Source organism: Heliomicrobium gestii, from assembly GCF_009877435.1.
Taxonomy (GTDB): domain Bacteria; phylum Bacillota; class Desulfitobacteriia; order Heliobacteriales; family Heliobacteriaceae; genus Heliomicrobium; species Heliomicrobium gestii.
The window spans coordinates 156,044-178,354 of sequence record NZ_WXEX01000008.1 but is presented as its reverse complement, the minus strand read 5'-3'; the positions used below and the strand labels follow the sequence as shown (position 1 = coordinate 178,354).

The 22,311-nt window shown below is 61.6% G+C and carries 19 protein-coding genes; 18 read left to right on the top strand and 1 reads right to left on the bottom strand.

Annotated elements, in window-relative coordinates; all coding sequences use genetic code 11:
- Window positions 1–846: a hypothetical protein gene (locus GTO89_RS11095; protein ID WP_161262142.1), complete on the top strand. Its 846-nt coding sequence runs from the start codon at window positions 1–3 to the stop codon at window positions 844–846.
- An 18-nt stretch (window positions 847–864) separates the two neighbouring features.
- On the opposite strand, the gene GTO89_RS11090 is transcribed toward GTO89_RS11095, so the two are convergent.
- Window positions 865–2,754, bottom strand: coding sequence for an Rqc2 family fibronectin-binding protein (locus GTO89_RS11090; RefSeq protein WP_161262141.1), 1,890 nt, complete (start codon window positions 2,752–2,754; stop codon window positions 865–867).
- A gap of 199 nt (window positions 2,755–2,953) precedes the next feature.
- Between GTO89_RS11090 and GTO89_RS11085 the strand changes: the two genes are divergently transcribed.
- The 17 genes from GTO89_RS11085 (at window position 2,954) to pknB (ending at window position 22,287) form a co-directional block, all read left to right on the top strand.
- Window positions 2,954–5,890 (top strand): cation-translocating P-type ATPase, encoded by a 2,937-nt coding sequence (locus tag GTO89_RS11085; protein ID WP_161262140.1) that lies wholly within the window; start codon window positions 2,954–2,956, stop codon window positions 5,888–5,890.
- Window positions 5,891–5,986: 96 nt separating this feature from the next.
- Complete coding sequence (gene dapF, locus GTO89_RS11080; RefSeq protein ID WP_161262139.1) at window positions 5,987–6,832, top strand: diaminopimelate epimerase; 846 nt, start codon at window positions 5,987–5,989, stop codon at window positions 6,830–6,832.
- Between the two features lie 296 nt (window positions 6,833–7,128).
- The gene (locus tag GTO89_RS11075; RefSeq protein ID WP_161262138.1) at window positions 7,129–8,007 is read left to right on the top strand and encodes a YicC/YloC family endoribonuclease; all 879 of its coding nucleotides are present in this window, start codon (window positions 7,129–7,131) and stop codon (window positions 8,005–8,007) included.
- Between the two features lie 30 nt (window positions 8,008–8,037).
- The gene (gene mihF / locus GTO89_RS11070; RefSeq protein WP_161262137.1) at window positions 8,038–8,346 is read left to right on the top strand and encodes an integration host factor, actinobacterial type; all 309 of its coding nucleotides are present in this window, start codon (window positions 8,038–8,040) and stop codon (window positions 8,344–8,346) included.
- Window positions 8,347–8,359: 13 nt separating this feature from the next.
- Entirely contained in the window at window positions 8,360–8,635 is a 276-nt protein-coding gene (remA, locus tag GTO89_RS11065; protein ID WP_161262136.1) for an extracellular matrix/biofilm regulator RemA, read from the top strand.
- A gap of 34 nt (window positions 8,636–8,669) precedes the next feature.
- The gene (gene gmk / locus GTO89_RS11060; RefSeq protein ID WP_161262167.1) at window positions 8,670–9,251 is read left to right on the top strand and encodes a guanylate kinase; all 582 of its coding nucleotides are present in this window, start codon (window positions 8,670–8,672) and stop codon (window positions 9,249–9,251) included.
- Window positions 9,252–9,292: 41 nt separating this feature from the next.
- Entirely contained in the window at window positions 9,293–9,502 is a 210-nt protein-coding gene (gene rpoZ, locus GTO89_RS11055; RefSeq protein ID WP_161262135.1) for a DNA-directed RNA polymerase subunit omega, read from the top strand.
- Window positions 9,499–10,905 (top strand): bifunctional phosphopantothenoylcysteine decarboxylase/phosphopantothenate--cysteine ligase CoaBC, encoded by a 1,407-nt coding sequence (gene coaBC / locus GTO89_RS11050; RefSeq protein ID WP_328793907.1) that lies wholly within the window; start codon window positions 9,499–9,501, stop codon window positions 10,903–10,905. The genes rpoZ and coaBC overlap by 4 nt, the downstream gene beginning before the upstream one ends.
- A 112-nt stretch (window positions 10,906–11,017) precedes the next feature.
- The gene (gene metK / locus GTO89_RS11045) at window positions 11,018–12,211 is read left to right on the top strand and encodes a methionine adenosyltransferase (RefSeq protein ID WP_161262134.1); all 1,194 of its coding nucleotides are present in this window, start codon (window positions 11,018–11,020) and stop codon (window positions 12,209–12,211) included.
- 130 nt (window positions 12,212–12,341) lie between these two features.
- Window positions 12,342–14,738 (top strand): replication restart helicase PriA, encoded by a 2,397-nt coding sequence (gene priA, locus GTO89_RS11040; protein ID WP_161262133.1) that lies wholly within the window; start codon window positions 12,342–12,344, stop codon window positions 14,736–14,738.
- Between the two features lie 156 nt (window positions 14,739–14,894).
- A complete protein-coding gene (gene def, locus GTO89_RS11035) occupies window positions 14,895–15,353 on the top strand; it encodes a peptide deformylase (RefSeq protein ID WP_161262132.1) in 459 nt (152 codons plus the stop codon).
- A gap of 4 nt (window positions 15,354–15,357) precedes the next feature.
- Window positions 15,358–16,299: a methionyl-tRNA formyltransferase gene (gene fmt, locus GTO89_RS11030; RefSeq protein WP_161262131.1), complete on the top strand. Its 942-nt coding sequence runs from the start codon at window positions 15,358–15,360 to the stop codon at window positions 16,297–16,299.
- A 31-nt stretch (window positions 16,300–16,330) separates the two neighbouring features.
- Entirely contained in the window at window positions 16,331–17,164 is an 834-nt protein-coding gene (locus tag GTO89_RS11025) for a DUF116 domain-containing protein (RefSeq protein ID WP_161262130.1), read from the top strand.
- Window positions 17,164–18,522 carry a 16S rRNA (cytosine(967)-C(5))-methyltransferase RsmB gene (gene rsmB, locus GTO89_RS11020; RefSeq protein ID WP_161262129.1) on the top strand — a complete coding sequence of 453 codons (1,359 nt, stop codon included), beginning with the start codon at window positions 17,164–17,166 and terminating at the stop codon, window positions 18,520–18,522. The genes GTO89_RS11025 and rsmB overlap by 1 nt, the downstream gene beginning before the upstream one ends.
- On the top strand, window positions 18,519–19,625 hold the full coding sequence (rlmN, locus tag GTO89_RS11015; protein WP_161262128.1) for a 23S rRNA (adenine(2503)-C(2))-methyltransferase RlmN: 1,107 nt from the start codon (window positions 18,519–18,521) through the stop codon (window positions 19,623–19,625). The genes rsmB and rlmN overlap by 4 nt, the downstream gene beginning before the upstream one ends.
- Window positions 19,622–20,377 (top strand): Stp1/IreP family PP2C-type Ser/Thr phosphatase, encoded by a 756-nt coding sequence (locus GTO89_RS11010; RefSeq protein WP_161262127.1) that lies wholly within the window; start codon window positions 19,622–19,624, stop codon window positions 20,375–20,377. Before rlmN ends, GTO89_RS11010 begins: the two co-directional genes overlap by 4 nt.
- A complete protein-coding gene (pknB, locus tag GTO89_RS11005; protein WP_235920416.1) occupies window positions 20,374–22,287 on the top strand; it encodes a Stk1 family PASTA domain-containing Ser/Thr kinase in 1,914 nt (637 codons plus the stop codon). Before GTO89_RS11010 ends, pknB begins: the two co-directional genes overlap by 4 nt.
- Window positions 22,288–22,311: the final 24 nt, after the last annotated feature.

The following is a 22,311-nucleotide window of genomic DNA, read 5'->3' as shown; positions in this document are numbered from 1 at the left end:
ATGGACAAGTTATCTATTAGGTTAAGTATAGAAGGAAATGCTGAATCCTTTATTTTACATGATGTTACTACTGTGTTAACTGAAATACAACACATTATTGATCGGACATATCTTGTTTTGAACAATAGAAGTCGACTAGTAAAACAAGATAGAAAGCAATATCAAATACAAGCAACTCGGTTTTCAAAGGGATCCTTCATAGCTGATCTAGATATTTTAGTTTTTTTAAAAGATCAGCTAATCTTGCCATTAATACCAATTATAAATGCCAAATCTATTGTAGCTTACACTGAGTATGCATATAAATACTTGAGACTTATCTATGGGATGAAAAAAAGGGGCCTTGAGCCGACTTTTCATGAAGTATCTTTCAATACATACGTTGTGGAAGCAGGAGAAGAAAGCATGATAATAGACCAAGAAACTTATCACATAGCACAAGGTGCAAGAGAATACTATAAAAGGTTAACAAACACAATTGAAGAAAACGGAATAGAAAGCATAAAATTATCTGATGAAAATAAATGCTATGTTGAACTAGGGCTAAAAGATAGAGGGTTCTTTGATAACGTTGTTAAAATTGAAGACAAAGAAATAAGCATAAATGTTGATATTTACAAGTTTGATAAAGACACCAACACGGGGAGACTTTATGTCTTTCCTGATCAGACTATCCCCGGGGGTTCGTATAGTTTTGAGACGTACGATCGTATAAAAATGACTACTATTTCTTCTATGCGAAACAGAAAAGTACGCATACAAGCTGTTTGTTACTATGAGTCAAATCCATTTGATGAAGAACACATAATGAGATTAATAGTACTTGATATTAAAGATGTTGCATAAAATTTTTGGTATGTTAAGTCACTGTTGTTCCCCCCTCGGCCTCACCCACACCGTCTGCTGATGATCATAAATCACAAATCCAGGCTTCGCCCCCGAGGGCTTGCGTACATATCGTCGCTCCGTATAGTCGACAGGCACCTTGTCCGCCTCGCGGGCGCGGCTGAAGTAGGCGGCGTAGGAGGCCGCCAGTTCCAGCACCGCGTCGGGGAGGGGGCGCTGGTCCCGGATGGGGATGACCACGTGGGAACCGGGGATGTCCTTCGTGTGCAGCCAGATGTCCTTGTCGCGGGCCAGCTTCATCGTCAGGTAGTCATTCTGGCGGTTGTTGCGGCCGATCCAGATCGTCCAGCCATCTTCGGTCGTCACCGTCATCGGTTTCGGCGGTCCTTCCGAGTCGGCAGCGCCGCCCTTACCGCTTTTGTTGCCTTTCCCGCCAGCGCCTTTTCCGCCTTTGCCACCCTTACCGCCCGCTTTACCAGCCTTGCCGCCAGCGCCAGCGCCCTTCCCGCCGCCAGCTTTCCCACTTTTCCCAGCCTTCCCCTTGCCGCCCTCATCGGGCAGATACCCGCTCGTCACCAACTCCTGGCGGATCTCCTCCAGATCGCCCAGGCTCTCCGCCTGTTCCAAAGCGATCAGCACCGTATCTAGGTAGGCCACCTCCTGGGCGGTGTTTTCTTTTTGCTCTGTCGCCAGCAGCACCGTCTGGCGGGCTTTGTTGTAACGGCTGTAGAGATCCTGCACGTTCTCCGACGGCGAAAGGGAGGGCTCCAGTTCGATCACATACGTTTTTTCCGGGTCGATCAGATCCGCTACGGTGATGGAGGTGTCGCCCGGCTGGACGCGATAGAGGTTGGCTAAGAGCAGGTCGCCCCAGGTGCGGCAGACGAGGTCTTTTTCCGCTGAGGCGATGTCCTTTTCCTGGCTCGTCTTGCGTCGATGCGCCCGGTCCCATTCGTTGGCGATGCGCTTGACCAGGGCGGCCCGTTTGGCCGCCAGTTTTTCCAGATCGTCCTTGCTGTGGTAGAAGCGGTCGGCGGCCTCGTTGACGCTGTCCATCTGTTCCCGGCGCAGGGCAGGGTCCAGGTGGGTCAGCGGCCAGGGGGCGAAGGTCTTTGGCGCGCCTGCGCCCGTTTGCCAGACGATCTCCGGCGTCGCCTCCTGGCGCTCCACCAGGGACACCAGGTCCCGCAAGGCCAGGGCGAGGCGGCTGAATTCGTAGCGGCCGCATTCGCCGGCGACGGCGTCGCGGCCCAGCCCGGCGCGGTGGCAGATCTCGCGCGCTGTTTCCGGGCTGACGCCCATCAGGTTTTGCTGGAGCGCTTTTTCCACGGGCGTGTTTTCGTCGTGCTTCCATACAAGTTCCGCCAGGGTCTCGTCGGTCACATCCGACGGGGCTTTTTTATTCGGATCAGGCGGGGCGATGTAGGTCCGGCCGGGCAGCACCTCCCGGTGGCGGCTCACGGCGTGGCTGTAACGGCGGATGCCGTCGATGATCGTCTCCGTGGCGTCGTCGACGAGGATCAGGTTCGAGTGTTTGCCCATGATCTCCAGGATCAGGCTCTTTTCCGTCCGGCCGCCCAGTTCGTCGCTGCCGTCAAAGCGCAGGCGGACGACCCGCTCCCAGGGCGCTTGTTCGACGGCGCGGATGCGCCCGCCCTCCAAGTGTTTGCGCAGGACCATGCAATAGAGGGGCGGCTGGGTCGGGTTGGGCTTGTTTTTTTTCGTCAGATGGATGCGCCCGGTCACAGGGTGGGCCGACAGAAGAAGGCGCCAGTTGGTGTGGCCGGTGCGGCCGATCAGGTGTATCTCTTCCGGCAGGGGCTGGACGATGCGGTCGATCCGCCCGCCCAGGAGCGCCGGTCTCAGTTCATCGATGATGGTGGTCAGAGTAAGTCCGTCGAGTGCCATGGCATATGCCCTCCTTATCACGTTCGCCCCTCATCATAGCATGGCCGCCCTGTTGGCGGCAATTGGAAGGGGTGGCATTGACAGTCCTTTCCAATCATAGAAATAGGACAAGGGGGGAGCCCGTCCATTTCCGGGGGCGGCCCGCGAAATCCCGCATGCCGGTGGCGCATGCCAATCAAAAGGAAACGGGGGAACGCAGATGAAACGAAAAGGCCATGGTCGTTCGGGGCCGGAGACGGTCGCCGCCCCGGACAAGCCCTGGCACCAGCTCACCTATGAGGAGTTGTGCCGGACGCTGATCGCGGGCCCGCAAGGGCTGAATGGCCGCGAGGCCGAGGCGCGGTTGGCGCGCATGGGGCCAAACGCCCTCCGGGAGGCCGAAGCCGTGCCCTTGTGGCGGCGTCTCCTGGCGCAGTTCACTGACTTCATGATCCTGGTGCTGTTGGCGGCGACAGCCATTTCCGCCTTTTTGGGCGAGATGGCCGATGCGGTCACCATCCTGCTCATTGTGGTGATGAACGCTGTTCTCGGTTTTGTCCAGGAGTACAGGGCCGAACAGTCCTTGGAGGCCTTGAAAAAACTGACGGCGCCGGAGGCGACGGTGCTCCGCGATGGCCGCGAGCAGCGCCTGGCGGCCCATACACTGGTTCCCGGCGATGTGGTGCTGTTGGAGGCCGGCGACCGGGTGCCGGCCGACATGCGCCTTCTGGAGGTTCATGACCTGGAGATCGACGAGTCGCCCCTCACCGGCGAGTCCCTTCCTGTCTGTAAACAGCCCGAGCCGATCGAAACGGCCGGCGTGGGCATCGGCGACATGGACAACATGGCTTTTTCAGGAACCAGCGTCACCCGCGGCCGCGGGCGCGGTCTCGTCGTGGCTACAGGGATGCAGACGGAGATGGGCCGCATCGCCCACCTGATCGAGTCTGTCGGCGACGACATGACGCCCTTGCAGCGCCGCCTCGATGAACTGGGCAAGATCCTCGTCGTCCTCTGCCTGGCCATCTGCCTTGTCGTCGTCTTCATCGGTCTTTATCAGGGCGAACCGGTCTATCGCATGGTCCTCACCGGCGTCAGCCTGGCGGTGGCGGCGATCCCTGAGGGGCTGCCGGCCATCGTCACCATCGTCCTCGCCATCGGGGTGCAGCGGATGATCCGCAGCCGCGCCATCGTCCGCAAGCTGCCGGCAGTGGAGACGCTGGGCTGCGCCACCGCCATCTGTTCCGACAAGACGGGCACCCTGACCCAGAACCAGATGACGGTTCGCCAAGTCTGGGTCTCCGGTGAACGCGTCGATGTGAGCGGGCAGGGGATCGAGCCGGTGGGCGAGTTTTTTGCCGAGCGACATGATTTGGCGGCTGGCGCCGAAGGCGCGGGAAGTCGAATCGCCGGCGCTGCTGCTGTCACCGGCGGCGCGACCCGCACGGGGCCTTCAAGCGGGGTGGGAAGCGCCACGACCGGGACAGGCTGGTCGGATCTGGACGATCTCTTTCGCGCCGCCCTGCTCTGCAACAACGCCCGGCTCACCGGCGGCGAGACCACCAGCACAGGCAAGAACATCCCCTTCTGGGGAAGTCGCAAGAAGAGCGACGGGGAAGCCCCGGCAAAGGACTGGCGCCTCACGGGCGATCCCACCGAGGGGGCGCTCCTGGTCCTGGCAGCCAAAGGAGGATTTCTCCATCAAGATGTCGAAGCTGAATTTGTTCGTGTCGAGGAACTGCCTTTTGACTCGGATCGCAAGCGCATGACCGTCATCGTGCGCGACGGCAAAGGTCAGATGATGGCCCTTGTCAAGGGCGCACCCGAGACGGTTCTTTCCCGTTGCGCCTTCGTCCGCTGGAACGGAGCGGAAGCGCCCCTTGACGATGAGCGCCGCCGCCGGATCGTCGATGAAAACGAACGGATGGCCAATGAGGCCCTGCGGGTGCTGGCGCTCGCTTGCCGGCCCCTCCCGGCGGGAATGGCGGTGGAAAAGCTGCAGGAGATCGCCGAGGAGGATCTGACCTTCCTCGGGCTGGCCGGCATGATGGATCCGCCCCGGCCCGGCGTCCGCCAGGCCGTGGCGCGCTGCAGTCAAGCGGGCATCCGCACGATCATGATCACCGGCGACCATCCGGTGACGGCGTTGGCCGTCGCCCGGGAACTGGGCATCAGCAACCGGTCTGACGAGGTGCTCACCGGCGCTTGTCTCGATGAGCTGGACGACAAGCAACTGGAGGAAAAGGCGCCCCGCGTCGCCGTCTACGCCCGCGTTTCGCCGGCCCACAAGCTGCGCATCGTCCGGGCCTTGAAGTCGCGGGGCCATGTGGTGGCCATGACCGGCGACGGCGTCAACGACGCCCCTGCCGTCAAGGAGGCCGACATCGGCGTCGCCATGGGCAAGGCGGGCACAGATGTGACGAAAGAGGCCTCCTCCATGGTCCTCTCAGACGACAACTTCGTCACCATCGTCACCGCTGTCGAGCAGGGTCGCGCCATCTATGACAATATCCGCAAGTTTATCCGCTACCTCCTGTCTTGCAACGCTGGCGAGGTGCTGGTCATGTTCCTGGCCAGCCTCCTGGCGCTTCCCTTGCCGCTGCTGCCGGTGCAACTGCTCTGGGTCAACCTCGTTACCGACGGGTTGCCGGCCATGGCGTTGGGCGTGGACACGCCTGATCCGGACGTGATGGGCCGGCCGCCGCGCCACCCGAAGGAGCGGATACTCGCCGGCGGCCTGGGGCGGAATATTTTGATCTGGGGAACCTATTGCGGACTGGCCACCTTGGCTGTCTTCGCCTGGGGCATCTACCTGGGCGACTTGCCCCTGGCCCGGACGATGGCCTTCTGCACGTTGACCTTTTTCCAACTCTTTTATGTTTTTGACTGCCGGTCAGATCGCTACTCCATCTTTGAATTGGGCTGGTTCACCAACCCCAGCCTCGTCGGGGCCGTCACCCTTTCCGCCCTGATGCAGTTGGCTGTCGTGTACCTGCCGCCGTTGCAGCGGATCTTTCAAACCGTTCCCCTGGAGCCGACTCACTGGCTCGTCGTCCTCTTCTTCTCCGGCGGCTGGCTGCTGCTGGCCGGTCTTCGCCACTTTGTTCTGCGGCCATTCAGCCAGCGCGGCGGAGGGCGGGCCTTATACGGCCAATAGGCGCGCTGGGCCCGGGGAAACCAATGTCACAGAGGCTCTCCTCTTTTGAGGCACTATATAAGGAAAAGATTGAATCCCGGAAAGGTGGCATCGTCGATGGAATTCGTAAAAATGCACGGCCTCGGCAATGACTTCATCATTGTCAACGCCATGGAACCCCCCCTGTTGGACCGCACGGACTGGGAAGCGATCGCCGTCCGCATGTGTGACCGCCACTATGGCATCGGCGGCGACGGGTTGATCCTGGTCTTCCCTTCGGACAAGGCCGACATCCGCTGGCGCATCCTCAACTCCGACGGCTCCGAACCGGAGATGTGCGGCAACGGCATTCGCTGCCTGGCCCGTTTTGTCTACGAGCGGGGCATCGTCGCCAAGCGCCGCATCGAGGTGGAAACCCTGGCCGGGATCATCGTTCCCGAGATCATCACCGACGAGACGGGCGCTGTGACTGGCGTCTGTGTCGATATGGGCGAGCCGCGCCTGCAGCGCCATCAGATCCCCATGGTCGGTCCCGAAGGACCTGCCGTCAATCAGGAACTGGCTGTCGGCGATGAGGCGGTCCGGGTGACGGCCGTCTCCATGGGCAACCCCCACTGCCTCATTTACGTCAATGACATCAATGAAGCGCCTGTGACCACCCTGGGTCCCCAGGTGGAGATCCACCCGGCCTTTCCGCAGAAGACGAACGTCGAATTTGTGCAGGTCATCGCCCCCGATGAGGTGCAGATGCGCGTCTGGGAACGGGGCGCCGGTCCCACGCTGGCCTGCGGCACCGGCGCCTGCGCCACCGTCGTCGGCTCAGTCCTCAATGGCTGCACAGACCGCCAGGTGACGGTTCACCTGGCTGGCGGCCCGCTGCACATCGAGTGGCGTGAAGCGAACAATCGCGTCTACATGACCGGTCCGGCCGTTGAGGTCTTTTGCGGCGATTTTCCCCTGTAACCATCGGGAATGCGCGGGCATCGGTTTCGGCTGCTTAGCGAACAACGGCCCGTAGCGGCCGAGTATCGGCGGCGGCCCCTCCGGGGAAGGCTATTGCCGCATCGCCATGTTTGCATTACCGAAAAACCCTGCGGGGCCGGGCGACCGGCTCCTTTTTTTTCAATCAGAAAAAGGAATTGCCGGAACCAGGTCGAAGTTATCACGCGAAAATGATGGCGCAGCGCAGCGGTGTTTTTAGCGGCTTGACGGCTCAGAGGTTCAGCGACGACCATGCGACGCGCAAAGGAAGATGCATCGTGATCAAGAGCATGACCGGCTACGGCCGGGGTGAAGCCTGTGGCGGGGGAAAGCGCGTCACTGTTGAAGCGAAAGCGGTGAATCACCGCTATTCGGAAGTGGTCGTTCGCTTGCCCAAAGCCTACATGGTCCTGGAAGACGCGATCAAAAAGATCTTTTTTCAGGGCATCTCCCGGGGAAGGGTCGATGTGTTCGTCAACTTGGAAACTGACGGGGAAGCGACCCGGCAGGTAAAGGTTGACAAACAATTGGCCCTTCGATATTATAAATCGTTGAAAGACTTGGCGCAGGAGCTCGAAGTGCCTTGCGATGTCGGTGTCAGCGCCCTCTACAGCCTTCCCGAGGTGGTCGCCCTCGATGAACCGGAGGAGGACATGGAGGAGGTGGCGCGCGTCGTCGAGGCGGCGGCGAGGCAGTCCCTCGAAGGCTTGATGGGCATGCGCATCCAGGAAGGGAACTCCCTGGCGGAGGATCTCTTTTTGCGTTTGACGGCGCTGCGCCACCGGATCAAAGCGGTGGAGGAGCGTTCCCCCTTTGTCGCCGAAGACTATCTGGCCCGTCTGCAAGAGCGCGTCAAGGAACTGCTCGGGCAGACACCTGTCGACGAACAGCGCCTGGCCATGGAAATGGCCCTTTTTGCCGATCGTTCGAACATCACCGAGGAACTCGTCCGCCTCAACAGCCACCTGGAACAGTTTCAAAAGGCGCTGGCCTCATCCGAACCGGTGGGACGGAAGCTCGACTTTCTCGTCCAGGAGATGAACCGCGAAGTCAATACGATCGGATCGAAGAGCAACGACCTGGAAATCTCCCGCCATGTGGTCGATTTGAAGAGCGAAATGGAAAAAATACGCGAACAGGTGCAAAACGTAGAATGAGTCGTACCTGCAACCTTAGGAGGATCATTGATGGCGGTTCCCATGCTCACGGAGGAACAAAAATCGGAAGCCCTCAAAAAAGCCCATGCTGTGCGCAGCCAGCGCACCCAATTGCGCAACCAGTTGAAGGCGGGCGCCGTCTCGGTCGACACCGTCTTGAACCGGATGGACGACGAGGTCGTTCGCGGCATGAAAGTGCTCTATCTGCTCGAATCGCTGCCGAAGGTGGGCAAGCGGACGGCTCGACGCATCATGGCCGACATCGGCATTGACGAGTCACGGCGCTTGCAGGGGCTCGGCAGCCGGCAGCGGGACGCGCTGGTGGCGAAACTGACGTAGGAGGAACCAGGATATGGATATCAAACTGATCAATATCGGTTTTGGCAACATCGTTTCCGCCAGCCGGATTGTCGCCATCGTCAGTCCTGAGTCGGCGCCGATCAAGCGCATCATTCAGGAAGCCCGGGATCGGGGGATGTTGATCGACGCCACCTACGGGCGGCGCACCCGGGCCGTTATCATCACTGACAGCGATCACGTCATCTTGTCGGCTGTCCAGCCGGAAACGGTGGCGCACCGCCTGTCGGCTAAGGAGTCGGTCCAACATGGAGACGAGGGAGCCGAATAAAGGCGTTCAGATCCTCCAATCCTGCCTGGCCCGTATGGGCCGCGGCGTCCTGCTGGTCATGTCCGGGCCTTCCGGCGCGGGCAAAGGGACCCTCAGCCGCCGTCTCTTGAGCGAACTGCCACAGCTGACCCTGTCCATATCGGCCACGACCCGTACGCCCCGTGAGGGGGAACGGGAGGGCATTCATTATTATTTTCTGAGCAAACCAGACTTTGAACGGCAGATCGAGGAAAACCGTTTTCTCGAATTCGCCCAGGTCTATGACAACTACTACGGGACGCCGCTAGGGCCGGTGCAGGCATCGCTGACCAGCGGAAAAGACGTCCTGTTGGAGATCGATATTCAGGGGGCGCTGCAGGTCAAGGAGCGCTACCCCGAAGCGGCGCTGATCTTCATTGCGCCGCCCTCGCTGGAGGAGTTGGCGCGCCGGATTTACGGGCGCGGCACCGACAGCCGGGAGGTCATCGAAAAACGGCTGAGCCTGGCCTCGCAGGAGTTGGAGTTTATCAACCACTACGACTACTGCGTGATCAACGACGACGTGGAACAGGCGCTTGCCCGCCTGAGGGCGATCGTGGAAGCCGAGAAAACGCGGATCTACCGTAAGTTGGACTAACGCCTTCAGCTTTCTCAATGCTTTGGGGAGGTGTGAAGACCATGAACCAACCGTCTCTGGACAAATTGATGGAAAAAGTGGACAGCAAGTACACCCTGGTGGTGCTGGCGGCCAAACGGGCCCGCGCGCTGGTGGAAAATCAGGACCCTCTCGTCAGTGCGGCCAAGTCCGCCAAGCCGGTCAGCGTTGCCTTGCATGAGATCGTCGATGGCAAGGTGACCTACCGGCAAGCGAAGGGCGGCATCAAGTGAGACAGTCGGAAAAAGGGCATTCCCAAGAAAACATCCCGGCAAGGGAAACCAACCTGGCAAAGGAGAACATCCTGAAGGGCAGGCTGATCGTTGTCGGCGTCTCCGGCGGCATCGCCGCCTACAAGGCCTGTGACCTGGTGAGTCGCCTCGTCAAGGCCGGCGCCCAGGTACAGGTGATCCTGACGGCTTCGGCGACCCGTTTTGTGGGACCGTTGACTTTTCAAACCCTTTCGGGCCGGCCTGTCATCACAGAGATGTTTGATGAGCCGAAGCAGTGGAACGTGGCGCATGTGTCTGTCGCCGACGCGGCAGACCTTTTTGTGTTGGCGCCGGCGACAGCCAACATCATCGGCAAGCTGCGCTGCGGCATCGCCGATGATTTTCTATCGACGACACTCTTGGCCATCCGCTCACCCCTGATCATCGCTCCGGCCATGAATGTGAACATGTTCAACCACCCGGCGGTGCAGGAAAACCTGGCCGTCCTTGAAGCGCGCGGCGCTGTCATCGTCGAACCGGGCGTGGGACGGCTCGCCTGCGGCGTAACGGGGAAAGGTCGGCTCGCCGAGGTGGAGCAGATCCTGGGGGCCATCGAGGAGACGCTGGCAGGGCGGGCGACGCCGTCCGAACCCGGTGGGACGAACGATGCGGCCTTTTTCGAAGTTGAAGAAGCACAGGATTCTCTGGAAGCGCTTGAAACGCTTGAAGGGCCTGATGAGAAGGGCGGCACTGTCGTGTCCCGGCGCGATCTGGCTGGCCGCCGTGTGCTGATCACCGCCGGCGGGACCCGTGAGGCCATCGACCCTGTCCGCTACATCTCCAACCGCTCCTCGGGCAAGATGGGCTATGCCCTGGCCCGGGAGGCGATCCGGCGGGGCGCCGAAGTGACCCTGGTGACGACGCCGACGAGACTGCCCCTGCCGGAGGGCGCTGAGGTTGTGCCTGTCGAGTCGGCCGAAGAGATGCACAAGGCCGTCATTGAGCGGTTCGACGCTGTCCATGTGGTCGTCAAGGCGGCCGCTGTGGCCGACTACCGTCCGGCGGCGCCGGCGGAACAGAAGATGAAAAAGCAGGCCGACCGGCTCTTTTTGGAACTGGTCCGGACGCCCGACATCCTGGCGGAGCTGGGTCGGCGAAAGCGAGGCCAGGTCCTCGTCGGTTTTGCCGCTGAAACAAACGACCTGGAGGCCCATGCCCTGGACAAGCTGCGGCGCAAGAACCTGGACCTCATGGTCGCCAACGATGTGACAACGCCGGGGGCCGGTTTTAGCGTCGATACGAACATCGTCACCCTTTTCGACCGTCAAGGCGGCAAGGAGACCTTGGGCCTGATGACGAAGGATGAAGTGGCTTGTCGAATATTTGATCGGGTTATTCAAATCTTCGCCAACAGTTGTGATTAATGCCCTTGTTTTTCTCCACCGTCCTTGTTAATCTAGGAAGGAAAGCCATTGAGGGGCATATTTGCCTAGACCCCTACATTTTTCAGCGAAAGCCGTGAAGGAGGAAACAGATTTGAGCCGTAAACGTCTCTTTACGTCGGAATCTGTCACCGAGGGCCATCCCGATAAGGTGGCCGACCAGATTTCGGACTCCGTACTCGACGCGATCCTTGGACAAGACCCCATGGCTCGGGTGGCCTGTGAAACGTCGGTGACGACTGGCCTGGTGCTGGTTGCCGGCGAGATCACCACCAAGTGCTATGTCGATATTCCCAAAGTCGTGCGCCAGACGATCCGCGAGATCGGCTACACCCGCGCGAAGTTTGGTTTTGACTGTGAAACCTGCGCCGTCCTCACCTCCATCGACGAGCAGTCAGCCGATATCGCCATGGGTGTTGACAAGGCGCTGGAAGCCCGGAACGGCGAGATGAGCGAAAGCGAAATCGAAGCCACCGGCGCCGGCGACCAAGGCATGATGTTCGGCTATGCCACCAACGAGACCGAAGAGTACATGCCCATGACCATCTCCCTGGCCCATAAGCTGTCCCGCCGCCTCTCCGAGGTTCGCAAGACGGCGGAACTGGAATACCTCCGTCCCGACGGCAAGACCCAGGTCACTGTCGAGTATGACGGCGATAAGCCGGTTCGTGTGGACACCGTTGTCATCTCGGCCCAACATTCGCCGGAGGTCTCCCTCGAGACCATCAAAACCGATCTGATCGAGCGCGTCATTATGCCCATCATCCCGCAAGGCCTGCTGGACAACAAGACCCGCTACTTCATCAACCCCACCGGCCGTTTCGTCATCGGCGGGCCTCAAGGCGACGCCGGTCTGACAGGCCGCAAGATCATCGTCGACACCTACGGCGGCATGGCCCGTCATGGCGGCGGCGCTTTCTCCGGCAAGGACCCCACAAAAGTGGACCGCTCTGCCGCCTATGCCGCCCGTCACGTGGCCAAGAACGTCGTCGCCGCCGGCCTGGCTGACCGCTGTGAAATCCAGTTGGCCTACGCCATCGGCGTCGCCCGCCCTGTGTCGGTCATGGTCGAGACCTTCGGCACCGCCAAGGTGGACGAAGCGAACATTGAAAAGTGGGTCAAAGAGGTCTTCGACCTCCGTCCCGCCGGCATCATTAAGGAACTGCAACTGCGCCGCCCCATCTACCGCCAGACGGCCGCCTACGGCCACTTCGGCCGCATCGACCTGGATCTCCCCTGGGAGCGTCTCGACAAGGTAGAGGCGCTGAAGAAACTGGCCGGCCTGTAAGACCGACATGGACGCCCGGAGCCAAGACTCCGGGCTTTTTTATTCCCCCCTTGCGTCCCCTGGTATAATGGAGTAAGCGACGCCTCTTTTTTGGCAAGAGTAATACAGTAGCGGCAGGGGTGGTCACGGTATGGAGCCCAGACAGCGGCCCGAACTCGCGCAGGTGATCGTCGACATCCCGCACCGGGATCTGGACCGGGTCTTTCATTACCGCATCCCCGACGCCCTCGCGGAGGAGGTTCTGCCGGGGCGGGAGGTCTGGGTCGCCTTTCACGGCAAACTCATCCGTGGCTGGGTCCTTGGCCTGGAGGCCGCCACGGCGGAGACGGAAAAAGCCTTCGCGCTGCAGCCGGTCGAGGCGGTCAACGGCAGCTACCGGCTGGGGGACGATCTGATCGCCCTCGTGCCCTGGCTGGCCCGGGAAACCTTGGGGACGATGGCTGACGTGCTGCGGCTGATGGCGCCGCCCGGTCCGCCTGTCCGGCCGGCCGCTTGGGTGTTCCTCGCCAGCCGGCCCGACGAGGAGACGATCGCCTTCTGGGAAGGGATCGATCTGGAATGCGCCGGATTGCTCCGTCGCCTCGCCCGGGCGCCCCAGCGGCGGATGAAATACGCCTCCCTGACGGGAAAGGCGATCGCTGTGCCGCCGGCGGTGATCGAACGGCTCGTCGCCGCCGGGCTGGTTGTTGTCCGTCGACTGCTGCCCAAAGCGGTCAAGGCGGCCATTCCTTCTGAGGCGACGCAGAAAAAGGACTCGGCGACAATGCGGGAACATGCCGGGAAAACGGCCGGTGAGTCAGGGATGGGCAGCCCGTCAAAATCGGCGGCCGGCGGCGATCCCGCTTTTGCGGAACCCATCCTCACTCCCGATCAAGAGCGGGCGGTCCACTTTTTAACGAAGGCCCTTGCCGAGATGACCGTGAGCGGCCCGGGCGCCGCCGCCTCTGACAGGCGCCCCTTTTTGCTCCATGGCGTGACCGGCAGCGGCAAGACGGAGGTCTACATCCGGGCCATCGGCGAGGCGCTGGCCCAAGGCCGCCAGGCCCTGTTGCTGGTGCCGGAAATCGCCTTGACGCCCCAGACAGAACGTCGTTTGCGTGAACGCTTCGGCGACGCAGTGGCCCTCCTGCACAGCGGCCTCGCCGACGCGGCCAGGCGGCAGGAATGGCAGCGCATCCACCGCGGTGACGCCGACCTCGTCGTCGGCGCCCGCTCGGCCGTCTTTGCGCCGCTGCCCCGGCTGGGCCTGATCATCGTCGATGAGGAGCATGAACCCTCCTACCAGCAGGAGAACGACCTGAAATACCACGCCCGGGAGGCGGCCGTCGAGCGGGCGCGTCACTGCGGCGCTGTCGTCGTCTTCGGTTCGGCCACACCGGCCCTGGAAACATACGCCCAGGCGCTCTCGGGCCGCTTCCGGCTCTTGCAGTTGCGGCAGCGGCCGGCGGGCGGCCAACTCCCCCCGGTCGATGTGATCGATATGCGCAGCGAGTTGGCCGACGGGAACAAGGGGATGCTCTCCCGCAGCCTCTTGGCGGCGGTGGAAGAGCGGTTGCAGCGGCGGCAGCAGGTGATCCTCTACCTGAACCGGCGCGGGTTTTCTACTTTTGTCATCTGTCGCGAGTGCGGGACCGTGGTGACCTGTCCCCGTTGTTCCATCTCTCTCGTCTACCACCGCCAGGGGGAGCAGTTGCACTGTCACTACTGCAACTACCGGCAGGATGTGCCCCAGACCTGTCCCCATTGCCGGAGCCGGGCGATTCGTTATTTCGGCGCCGGCACCCAGCGGATCGAAGAGGAGCTGCGGGCCAGCTTCCCCGGCGTGCCTGTGTTGCGCATGGACCGCGACGTGGCCGAACGGGAGGGGATTGCGCCGGTCCTGGACGCCTTTGGCCGTGGCGAAGCGCCGATCCTCGTCGGGACCCAGATGATCGCCAAAGGTCTCGATTTCCCGCGGGTGACCTTGGTGGGTGTTCTCGCCGCAGATGCGTCCCTGCACATCTCCGATTTTCGCGCCGCCGAACGGACATTCCAGTTGCTCTCCCAGGTGGCCGGACGGGCCGGACGGGCCCGTGATCCGGGCCAGGTGATCCTGCAGACCTACTGTCCCGAGCATTACTGCCTGCAAGCGGTGCAGTTCCATGACTATGAAGGGTTTTTTCGCCGGGAAATCGAATTACGGCAACAACTGAGTTATCCGCCCTTCGCCCGGCTGGCGCGGGTGCTGTTTTCCGGTCCCGAGGAGCCCCTCGTCCGGCTGGCCGCCGACACGTGGGCCGAGATCCTTCGTGACCTGGCGGTTGCGCAGGCCCAGATCCGGGTGGACACAGAAGGCTTCGACGTGTGGGGACCGGCGCCGGCGCCGGTGGCCAAGGTGGAAAACCGCTTTCGCTGGCTGCTCACGTTGCGGGTGAAGGGAGACCGGACAGAGGTCCTGCGTTCGGCCCTGAGCGCTGCGGCGAGGGACTATGACCGCCGCCGCGGACGACCGGTTGGCGTGACGATCAGTCTCATGCTCAATCCCTAGGGTGCGGCCCCAGTTCCCTGGCAATCACAGAGTTTTCAATGACAATAGGCCATAACGCGAACACTCCCAAGATAGGTTAACTTTTTTGGTGTAACCGGACCGGGGTTTGCGATATGATATTTTGGATAGATTTAAAGCCGACGGGGAGGGTTTTCTTTGGCCGTCTATGAAATTATTAAAATGGGTGATCCTGTGCTGCGCGAAAAAGCGAAGCCGGTCACCCGCTTCAACAGCAACCTGGGCCGGCTGATTGACGATATGTTCGATACAATGGCAGCGGCTCGCGGTGTCGGCCTGGCCGCGCCTCAGATCGGCATCAGCAAGCGTGTCTGTGTCGTCGAGGTGGGCAAACGCCGCTTTGAAATGGTCAATCCCGAGATCATCGAGGCGGAAGGCGAACAGTGTGACGCCGAAGGCTGTCTCTCCATTCCGGAATACACCGGCGAGGTGAAGCGGTATCAACGGGTCCGCGTGAAGGCCCAGGATCGCAACGGCGAGGAGTATACCGTCGAGGGGACGGACCTGCTGGCGGTGGCCTTCCAACACGAGATCGACCACCTGGACGGGATCCTCTTTGTCGACCGCGTGGAAAACGACGAGCCGGAGGAGCGATAGGCCGATGCGTTTGGTCTTTATGGGGACGCCTGATTTTGCCGTCCCCACCTTGGAAGCGATTGTCGCGGCCGGCCATGAGGTGGCTCTCGTCGTCACCCGGCCGGACCGCCCGCGGGGGCGGGGGCAAAAAGCGCAACCGAGTCCTGTCAAGGCGGCGGCCGAGCGCTTGGGCATTCCTGTCGAGCATCCGGCCCGTTTGGATGACGATTTTGTGCAAAAACTAAAAGAACTCCGTGTCGAGGCCGGGGTGGTGGCCGCCTTTGGGCGAATCTTGCCGCCGCGGCTCCTGGACGCCTTTCCCCGGCGCTGGATCAATGTCCATGCCTCCTTGTTGCCCAAATACCGCGGCGCGGCGCCGATCCACCGGTCGGTCATCGACGGGGAAAAAGAGACCGGTGTCACGACAATGCTGATGAGCCAGGGCCTTGATGAGGGGGACATGCTCCTCAAGGGCGCCCTGTCCATCGGCCCTGACGACACGACGGGGCAGGTCCACGACGCCTTGGCGGAACTGGGCGCCAGCCTGCTTGTGGAGACGCTGGCCGCTCTGGAATCGGGTTGCCTGCAGGCTACGCCCCAGGAGCACGGGCGATCCACCTACGCGCCCATGCTAACGCGCGACGATGAGCAGGTCGACTGGAACGCGCCGGCCGAGGCGATCCACAACCGGGTGCGCGGGATGAATCCCTGGCCCGGCGCTTTTACCGTCGACGAGGGGAAGATCGTCAAGATCCTCCGGGGGCGTTTGCGCCGCGAGGGGTTGGCGCTGTCCAGTTCCTTCGCCCAGCCCGGCGAGATAATACAGATCGCCGGCGATGAGGTCGCTGTGGCCACCGGCGCCGGCGTGTACTGGTTGGCCGAGGTGCGCCCTGCCGGCGGCAAGACGATGGCCGCCGGGGCCTATGCGCGCGGACGCCGGATAGGACCGGGGTTTCGATTCGGTTGAGATTGGAAGTTTAATTGGGAGCGTTGGAACCATGCCTATCCGCAAGCGATTGTTCATCGGCCTGATGGTGGCCAGCTTTCTCGCCCTGATCGCGCTGGTCTTCCTGGGCTGGTATCTCGTCAAGTATCAAAACTACCCCTGGAACAAGGTCCTGATCGGCCTCTTGGGGGTCGCCTTTCTCGCCGTTGTGGCCTTGATCGCCTTCGGCATCGGCGGGATGATCTTCTCCATCTGGCAGGATCGGGCTATTCCTTCTGTCTATCGTTGGACGCGGATGGCAGTTAATATCCTCTTTCCCATGGCCTTGGTCATCGCCCGTTTCTTTGGCATTAGCCCGGACCGGCTGAAGAGCAGTTTCATTGAGGTGAGCAATCAACTGGTGCGCTTGCGGAAAGTGACTGTGGCGCCGGAGCGGTTGATGATCCTGGCGCCCCATTGCCTGCAAAAAACGACCTGTCCCCATAAGATCACTCTCGATATCCATAACTGCCGGCGCTGTGGCGGTTGTCCCGTTCACGATATGATCGAACTGACCGATCGCTATGGCGTCAACCTGACCATCGTGACGGGCGGTACCTGGGCGAGAAAGGCCATCATGGAAATACGCCCCCAGGCGATCGTCGCCATCGCCTGTGAACGGGATTTGACGAGCGGCATCCAGGATGTCGACTTTCTACCGATTTTGGGCATTTTGAACGACCGGCCGGAGGGACCCTGCTGCAACACGCTGGTGAACATGAGCCGTCTCGAACAGGCGGTGCGCTACTTCCTCTATGACGAAAGAGCCGATTGGATCAACAGCGGGGTGATCGGATCGGTCCTGGAAAAATCGGCGCTCCCTGAACGCCGGGTGGAGGTGTCCTGATGCAGCCATCGCCGAGAGGCGTCGCCCTGGACGTGTTGAATGCTGTAGAAGAACGAAAGGCTTACGCCAATTTGCAGATGGCCCATGCGTTGTCGGCCAGCGGCTTGCAGCGACTGGACCGCGGCCTCGTGTCCGAATTGGTCCTCGGTGTGTTGCGCCGTCAAAACACCCTCGATTTTGCCCTCGACCGGTTGATGAAACGGCCCGGCGATGTGGCGCCCGAGGCGCGTCGTCTCTTGCGGCTCGGCGCCTACCAGGTGCTTTTTTTGGACCGCATCCCTGATGCTGTCGCCTGCCATGAGACGGTGGAATTGGCGAAACAGGTCGGCCTGGGCCGGTTGACGTCGCTGATCAACGGCGTGTTGCGCCAACTGATCCGGCAACGGGACGAAATCCCCTGGCCGTGTTGGGAAGCCGATCCGGTGGCCCATCTCACTGTTGTCGAATCCCATCCCGAGTGGCTCGTCCGTCGCTGGATCAAGCAGTTCGGCGCCGAACGGACCCGGGCGATCTGCCAGGTCAACAACCGGCCGGCGGCGGTGTCGCTGCGGGTGAATAAACTGCGCGCCGAGCGGGAGGATTTTTTGCGACAACTGGCTGAGGCCGGCGTCGAGGCCCATCCTTCGGCCTTGCATCGCGCGGGAATCCGGTTGGCGTCGGCTTCGGCGGTCACCCATCTGCCCGGGTTTTCGGAAGGGCTGTTTTCTGTGCAGGATGAGAGCTCTATGGTTGTCGCGCCGGTCGTGGACCCGCAGCCGGGCGAGACCGTCGTGGACGCCTGCGCCGCGCCTGGCGGCAAGACAACCCATATGGCGGAGTTGAGCGGCGACAAGGCGACGATCCGTTCCTGGGACATTCACCCCCACAAGTTGGGCTTGATCCGGGAGAACTGCAGCCGGCTGGGGATCGCGAGCGTCCGCGCCGAGGCCGTCGACGCCCGCCAACCGGCCGAGGAGTTGAGGGGAGAGGTCGATCGCCTGCTCCTCGATGCCCCGTGCAGCGGTCTCGGGGTGCTGCGGCGCAAACCGGAGCTCCGCTACCGCATCACAGAAGCCGATCTGGTCCGGTTGCGGGAACTGCAGCGGGAGTTGCTCGACGGGGTGGCGCCGCTGGTCAAGCCGGGCGGGCTCCTGGTCTACTCTACCTGCACCATCGAGCCGGAGGAGAACTTTCAGCAGGTGAAAGATTTCCTGCAACGCCATGCCGATTATGGGGCGGAAGATGTGTCGCCCTTTTTGCCGGAACTGGATTTCACAGAGGAAGAGAAACGGCAGATGGCGAAGGGATACTTCCAGATCCTGCCTCATCGCTTTCATACGGACGGGTTCTTTGTAGCCCGGTTAAGGAGGCGGTCATGAAGGTGAGAGAACCGGTTGCCGAACAGCAGGAGGGCCAGGCGACAGACCTGCGGGGCCTCTTCCCCGAAGAGATCGCCGCCCTTTTTACGTCCTGGGGCCAGCCGTCCTTCCGGGGCAAGCAGGTGTTTAAATGGCTCCAGAACCGGGCTGTTCGCGAAGCGGCCGAGATGACCGATCTGCCGCAGGCGCTGCGGACCCGGGTGGCCGAGTCGGACCGGTTGCAACCGCTGGCCTTGGAGCGGCGACGGGTCGCTCGCGACGGCACCGAGAAATACCTCTGGCGGTTGGCCGACGGCGAACTGATCGAATCGGTGCTCATGCCCTACCGGCGCGCCCAGACGCGCGACCGCGTGACGGTCTGCCTGTCCACCCAGGCCGGTTGTGCTTTGGGCTGCCGCTTTTGCGCCACCGGCCAGCAGGGGTTTCGACGAAACCTGACCGCCGCCGAGATCGTGGGCCAGGTGCTGGACATCACTCATGAACAGCGTCTTAAAGACCCGGAGTTCAAGGTGACCAATCTCGTCTTCATGGGGATGGGCGAGCCCTTTTTGAATTATGACAACCTGCGCCGGGCCATCGGCCTCTTCACCCACCCGGAGGGACAGGCCATCGGCCAGCGGCGAATCACCGTCTCCACCGCCGGCATCGTGCCGGGCATCGACCGCTTTGCCGGCGAGGACTGGGAAGTGAACCTGGCCCTGTCCCTCCATGCCGCCGATGACCGGCAGCGCAGCGAGTGGATGCCGGTGAACGAACGTTTTCCGCTGGCTCCGGTGTTGGAGGCCTGCCGGCGGTACTGGGAGAAGACACGGCGGCGTCTCTCTGTCGAGTATGCCCTCATGGCGGGCGTCAATGACCGGCCGGAAGATGCCCGGCGGCTGGGGTCCCTGTTCAAGGGTTGGCCCATCCACTTGAATCTGATTCCCGTCAACGCCGTCGCCGGGACAGGCGCCCGGCGGCCTGAGCGGGAACCGACAGAACGTTTCCTGGCAGAACTGCGGCGCTGGGGAGTCGACGCCGTCATCCGCGAGGAGCGGGGACAGGATATTGAGGCGGCCTGCGGGCAACTGCGCGGCGCCGTCAGGGGGGAGGAGGAGCCATGAACGTCATCGCTCGCACCGACAAAGGGCGAGTTCGTCCCACCAATGAGGACAGCCACTGGTGGGACGCGGCCCAGGGGCTCTTTCTGGTCGCCGATGGGATGGGCGGTCATGAGGCGGGAGAGGTGGCCAGCGCGTTGGCGGTGCAGGCCTTTGCCGCCCAATGGCGCGGAACCGAGGGGGACAGGGAACCGGCCATTCGCCTCGAATCGGCCTGCCGGGAGGCGAACCGCCGCATTTATTGGGAGTCGGTGAACCAGCCCAAATGGGCGGGTATGGGAACGACACTTACGGCGGCTCATCTCGCCGCGTCAACGCTCACCGTGGCCCATGTGGGCGACAGCCGGGCCTACCTGTTGCACAACGGGCAGGTTCGCCTGCTGACGCGGGATCACTCCCTCGTTGAGGAAATGGTGCGTCTGGGTAAGATCACCGAAGCGGAGGCCCAGGCCCACCCCCAGCGCAACATCATCACCCGCGCCTTGGGCACTCGCGACGATGTGCAGGTGGACGTGGCGGCCGTGCCTTGGACGCCGCGCGACCTGTTGATCCTGTGCACAGACGGCCTGACCAATATGGTGACGGCCGACGAGATCAACCGGCTCTTTGACCCGAACGCCCCTTTTCCGTACCGGCGCGAGGCGCTGGAACAGGTTGCCGACGCCATGATGAACCTGGCGCTGGAACGAGGCGGCTATGACAATGTCACTTTCCTGATCATATGGCAAGAGGAAGGTGAGGGGTGGCAAGCATGATCGGACGCATCTTCGGCAATCGCTACGAAATCGTCGAACTTTTGGGTGGCGGCGGCATGGCCCAGGTCTTTAAAGGGTGGGACCGGCTGCTTCAGCGGGCCGTCACTGTCAAAATCCTGCGCGAAAATCTCTGCTCTGACGAAGAGTTTGTCCGCCGCTTCCATCGGGAAGCCCAGGCGGTGGCCGGTTTGTCCCATCCCAATATCGTCAACGTCTACGATGTGGGCCGTGAGGGCGAGATCGACTACATAGTGATGGAGTTCATCGACGGGCCGACCTTGAAGGAAGTCATCCGCAGCCGGGCGCCGCTGCCTCCAGAGGAGACTGTTGAACTGGCCAAACAGATCTGTGACGCCCTCGAACATGCCCATGAGCGGGGGATCGTCCACCGGGACATCAAGCCCCACAACATCCTGCTGACCCGGACGGGACGGGTGAAGGTGACCGATTTTGGCATCGCCCGCTCTGTCACCCAGAGCACGATGACCATGGATCGTTCCATCGTCGGGTCGGTCCACTACTTATCGCCGGAACAGGCGCGGGGGCTCCCCGTTGACGACAAGTCCGATATCTACGCCCTCGGCGTGGTCATGTACGAGTTGTTGAGCGGACAGGTCCCTTTTCAAGGGGAGACGCCGATCGCGGTGGCGCTGCAGCAGATCCAGCAGCAACCGCCGGCTTTGTCCAACCTCAACGCCCGCATCCCTCCGTCGCTGGAGCAGGTGGTCTTGCGGGCGATGGAAAAGGAGCCGGCCCGGCGTTACCGCAACGCCCAGGCTCTTCGACAGGATTTGGATCGGGTCTTTACAGGCCAGGTGTCGGGACGTTTGCCTGAGTCCGATGACGATAGTCCGACGGTGCGCCTCGACGGATCGGCTGCGGCCCAGTTGGACGCCGCCTGGCAAGAGGCTGAAAACGTGGTCAGTCAGCGTGAAGAGGAAAAGAAAGCCGCCCCTCCAGTCGGGAAAAAGCGAAGCAAGCGGCAATGGGCGGCTTGGGCGGCCGGACTGTTCGCGGTTGTGTTGCTGCTGGCGACGCTGAGCTTTGCCTGGACCCACTACATGAGCGTGCCCGATGTGCCGGTGCCGAAGGTCAAAGGGATGCGTGTCACCGACGCGATTGAGCGGCTGGAAAAGTTGGGCTTGCATGCCGAGCCTTCTTATGTCAATGACAACGCCAACGCCAACATCGTCATCGCCCAGGACCCTGATGAAAATCAGGTGGTGAAGCAAAACCGGACCATCAAACTGACGGTGAGCCAGGGTCCGAAACTCAACCGGATTCCCAGTGTGACCGGCAAACCGATTCGTGACGCCCAGGTCGCCATCAAAGAGGCGAACTTTAAGGCCAATGTGGAAGAGGTCTTTGATGACAGCCCTGCCGGGACGGTGATCAACCAGTCGCCGGCAGCCAACTCGGAACAGCCTCCCGACACGATCGTTCAACTGCGCGTCAGCAAAGGGGCGGAGACGAAAGCGGCCACCATGCCATCCCTGGTGGGCAGCAAGCTGCAAGAGGCCCAGGAGAAGCTGGAGCCGCTGAAGATCGATCTGAAGTTGAAGCTTCAGGAGAACGCCACCTTGGCCGCTTGGACGATTCTCGCCCAGGATCCGCCGCCCAATGGGGCGATCAAGCCGGGCGATACGGTCACACTGACCTACAGCATCCCGCCCTCCAACACCCCGCCGGCCAGTCCGGTCAAATCGTCGGTGCGGGTCTATGTTCCCAATGACGGCAAGGACCATGGGGTGCGCATCGTCTTCCTCGACGATCGGGGCGCCCAGAAGGAACTTTACAGCCAGCGCCACAAGGCCGGCGAGGTCGTCAGCCAGGAGGTCACCACCTCGGGCAAGGGGACGGTGCAAGCGCTTGTTGACACGACGGTCGCCTGGGAGCGCAGGGTGGAGTAAGGGTCATAGATAAAGGTTTAGTCA

Excerpts from the sequence above, each read along its gene's own strand:
- rlmN (WP_161262128.1), top strand. The coding sequence starts at position 18,519 with ATGAAGGTGAGAGAACCGGTTGCCGAACAGCAGGAGGGCCAGGCGACA.
- GTO89_RS11010 (WP_161262127.1), top strand. The coding sequence starts at position 19,622 with ATGAACGTCATCGCTCGCACCGACAAAGGGCGAGTTCGTCCCACCAAT.
- GTO89_RS11090 (WP_161262141.1), bottom strand. The coding sequence starts at position 2,754 with ATGGCACTCGACGGACTTACTCTGACCACCATCATCGATGAACTGAGA.
- pknB (WP_235920416.1), top strand. The coding sequence starts at position 20,374 with ATGATCGGACGCATCTTCGGCAATCGCTACGAAATCGTCGAACTTTTG.
- dapF (WP_161262139.1), top strand. The coding sequence starts at position 5,987 with ATGGAATTCGTAAAAATGCACGGCCTCGGCAATGACTTCATCATTGTC.
- remA (WP_161262136.1), top strand. The coding sequence starts at position 8,360 with ATGGATATCAAACTGATCAATATCGGTTTTGGCAACATCGTTTCCGCC.
- rpoZ (WP_161262135.1), top strand. The coding sequence starts at position 9,293 with ATGAACCAACCGTCTCTGGACAAATTGATGGAAAAAGTGGACAGCAAG.
- GTO89_RS11095 (WP_161262142.1), top strand. The coding sequence starts at position 1 with ATGGACAAGTTATCTATTAGGTTAAGTATAGAAGGAAATGCTGAATCC.
- priA (WP_161262133.1), top strand. The coding sequence starts at position 12,342 with ATGGAGCCCAGACAGCGGCCCGAACTCGCGCAGGTGATCGTCGACATC.
- gmk (WP_161262167.1), top strand. The coding sequence starts at position 8,670 with ATGGGCCGCGGCGTCCTGCTGGTCATGTCCGGGCCTTCCGGCGCGGGC.
- mihF (WP_161262137.1), top strand. The coding sequence starts at position 8,038 with ATGGCGGTTCCCATGCTCACGGAGGAACAAAAATCGGAAGCCCTCAAA.
- GTO89_RS11025 (WP_161262130.1), top strand. The coding sequence starts at position 16,331 with ATGCCTATCCGCAAGCGATTGTTCATCGGCCTGATGGTGGCCAGCTTT.
- GTO89_RS11085 (WP_161262140.1), top strand. The coding sequence starts at position 2,954 with ATGAAACGAAAAGGCCATGGTCGTTCGGGGCCGGAGACGGTCGCCGCC.
- rsmB (WP_161262129.1), top strand. The coding sequence starts at position 17,164 with ATGCAGCCATCGCCGAGAGGCGTCGCCCTGGACGTGTTGAATGCTGTA.
- fmt (WP_161262131.1), top strand. The coding sequence starts at position 15,358 with ATGCGTTTGGTCTTTATGGGGACGCCTGATTTTGCCGTCCCCACCTTG.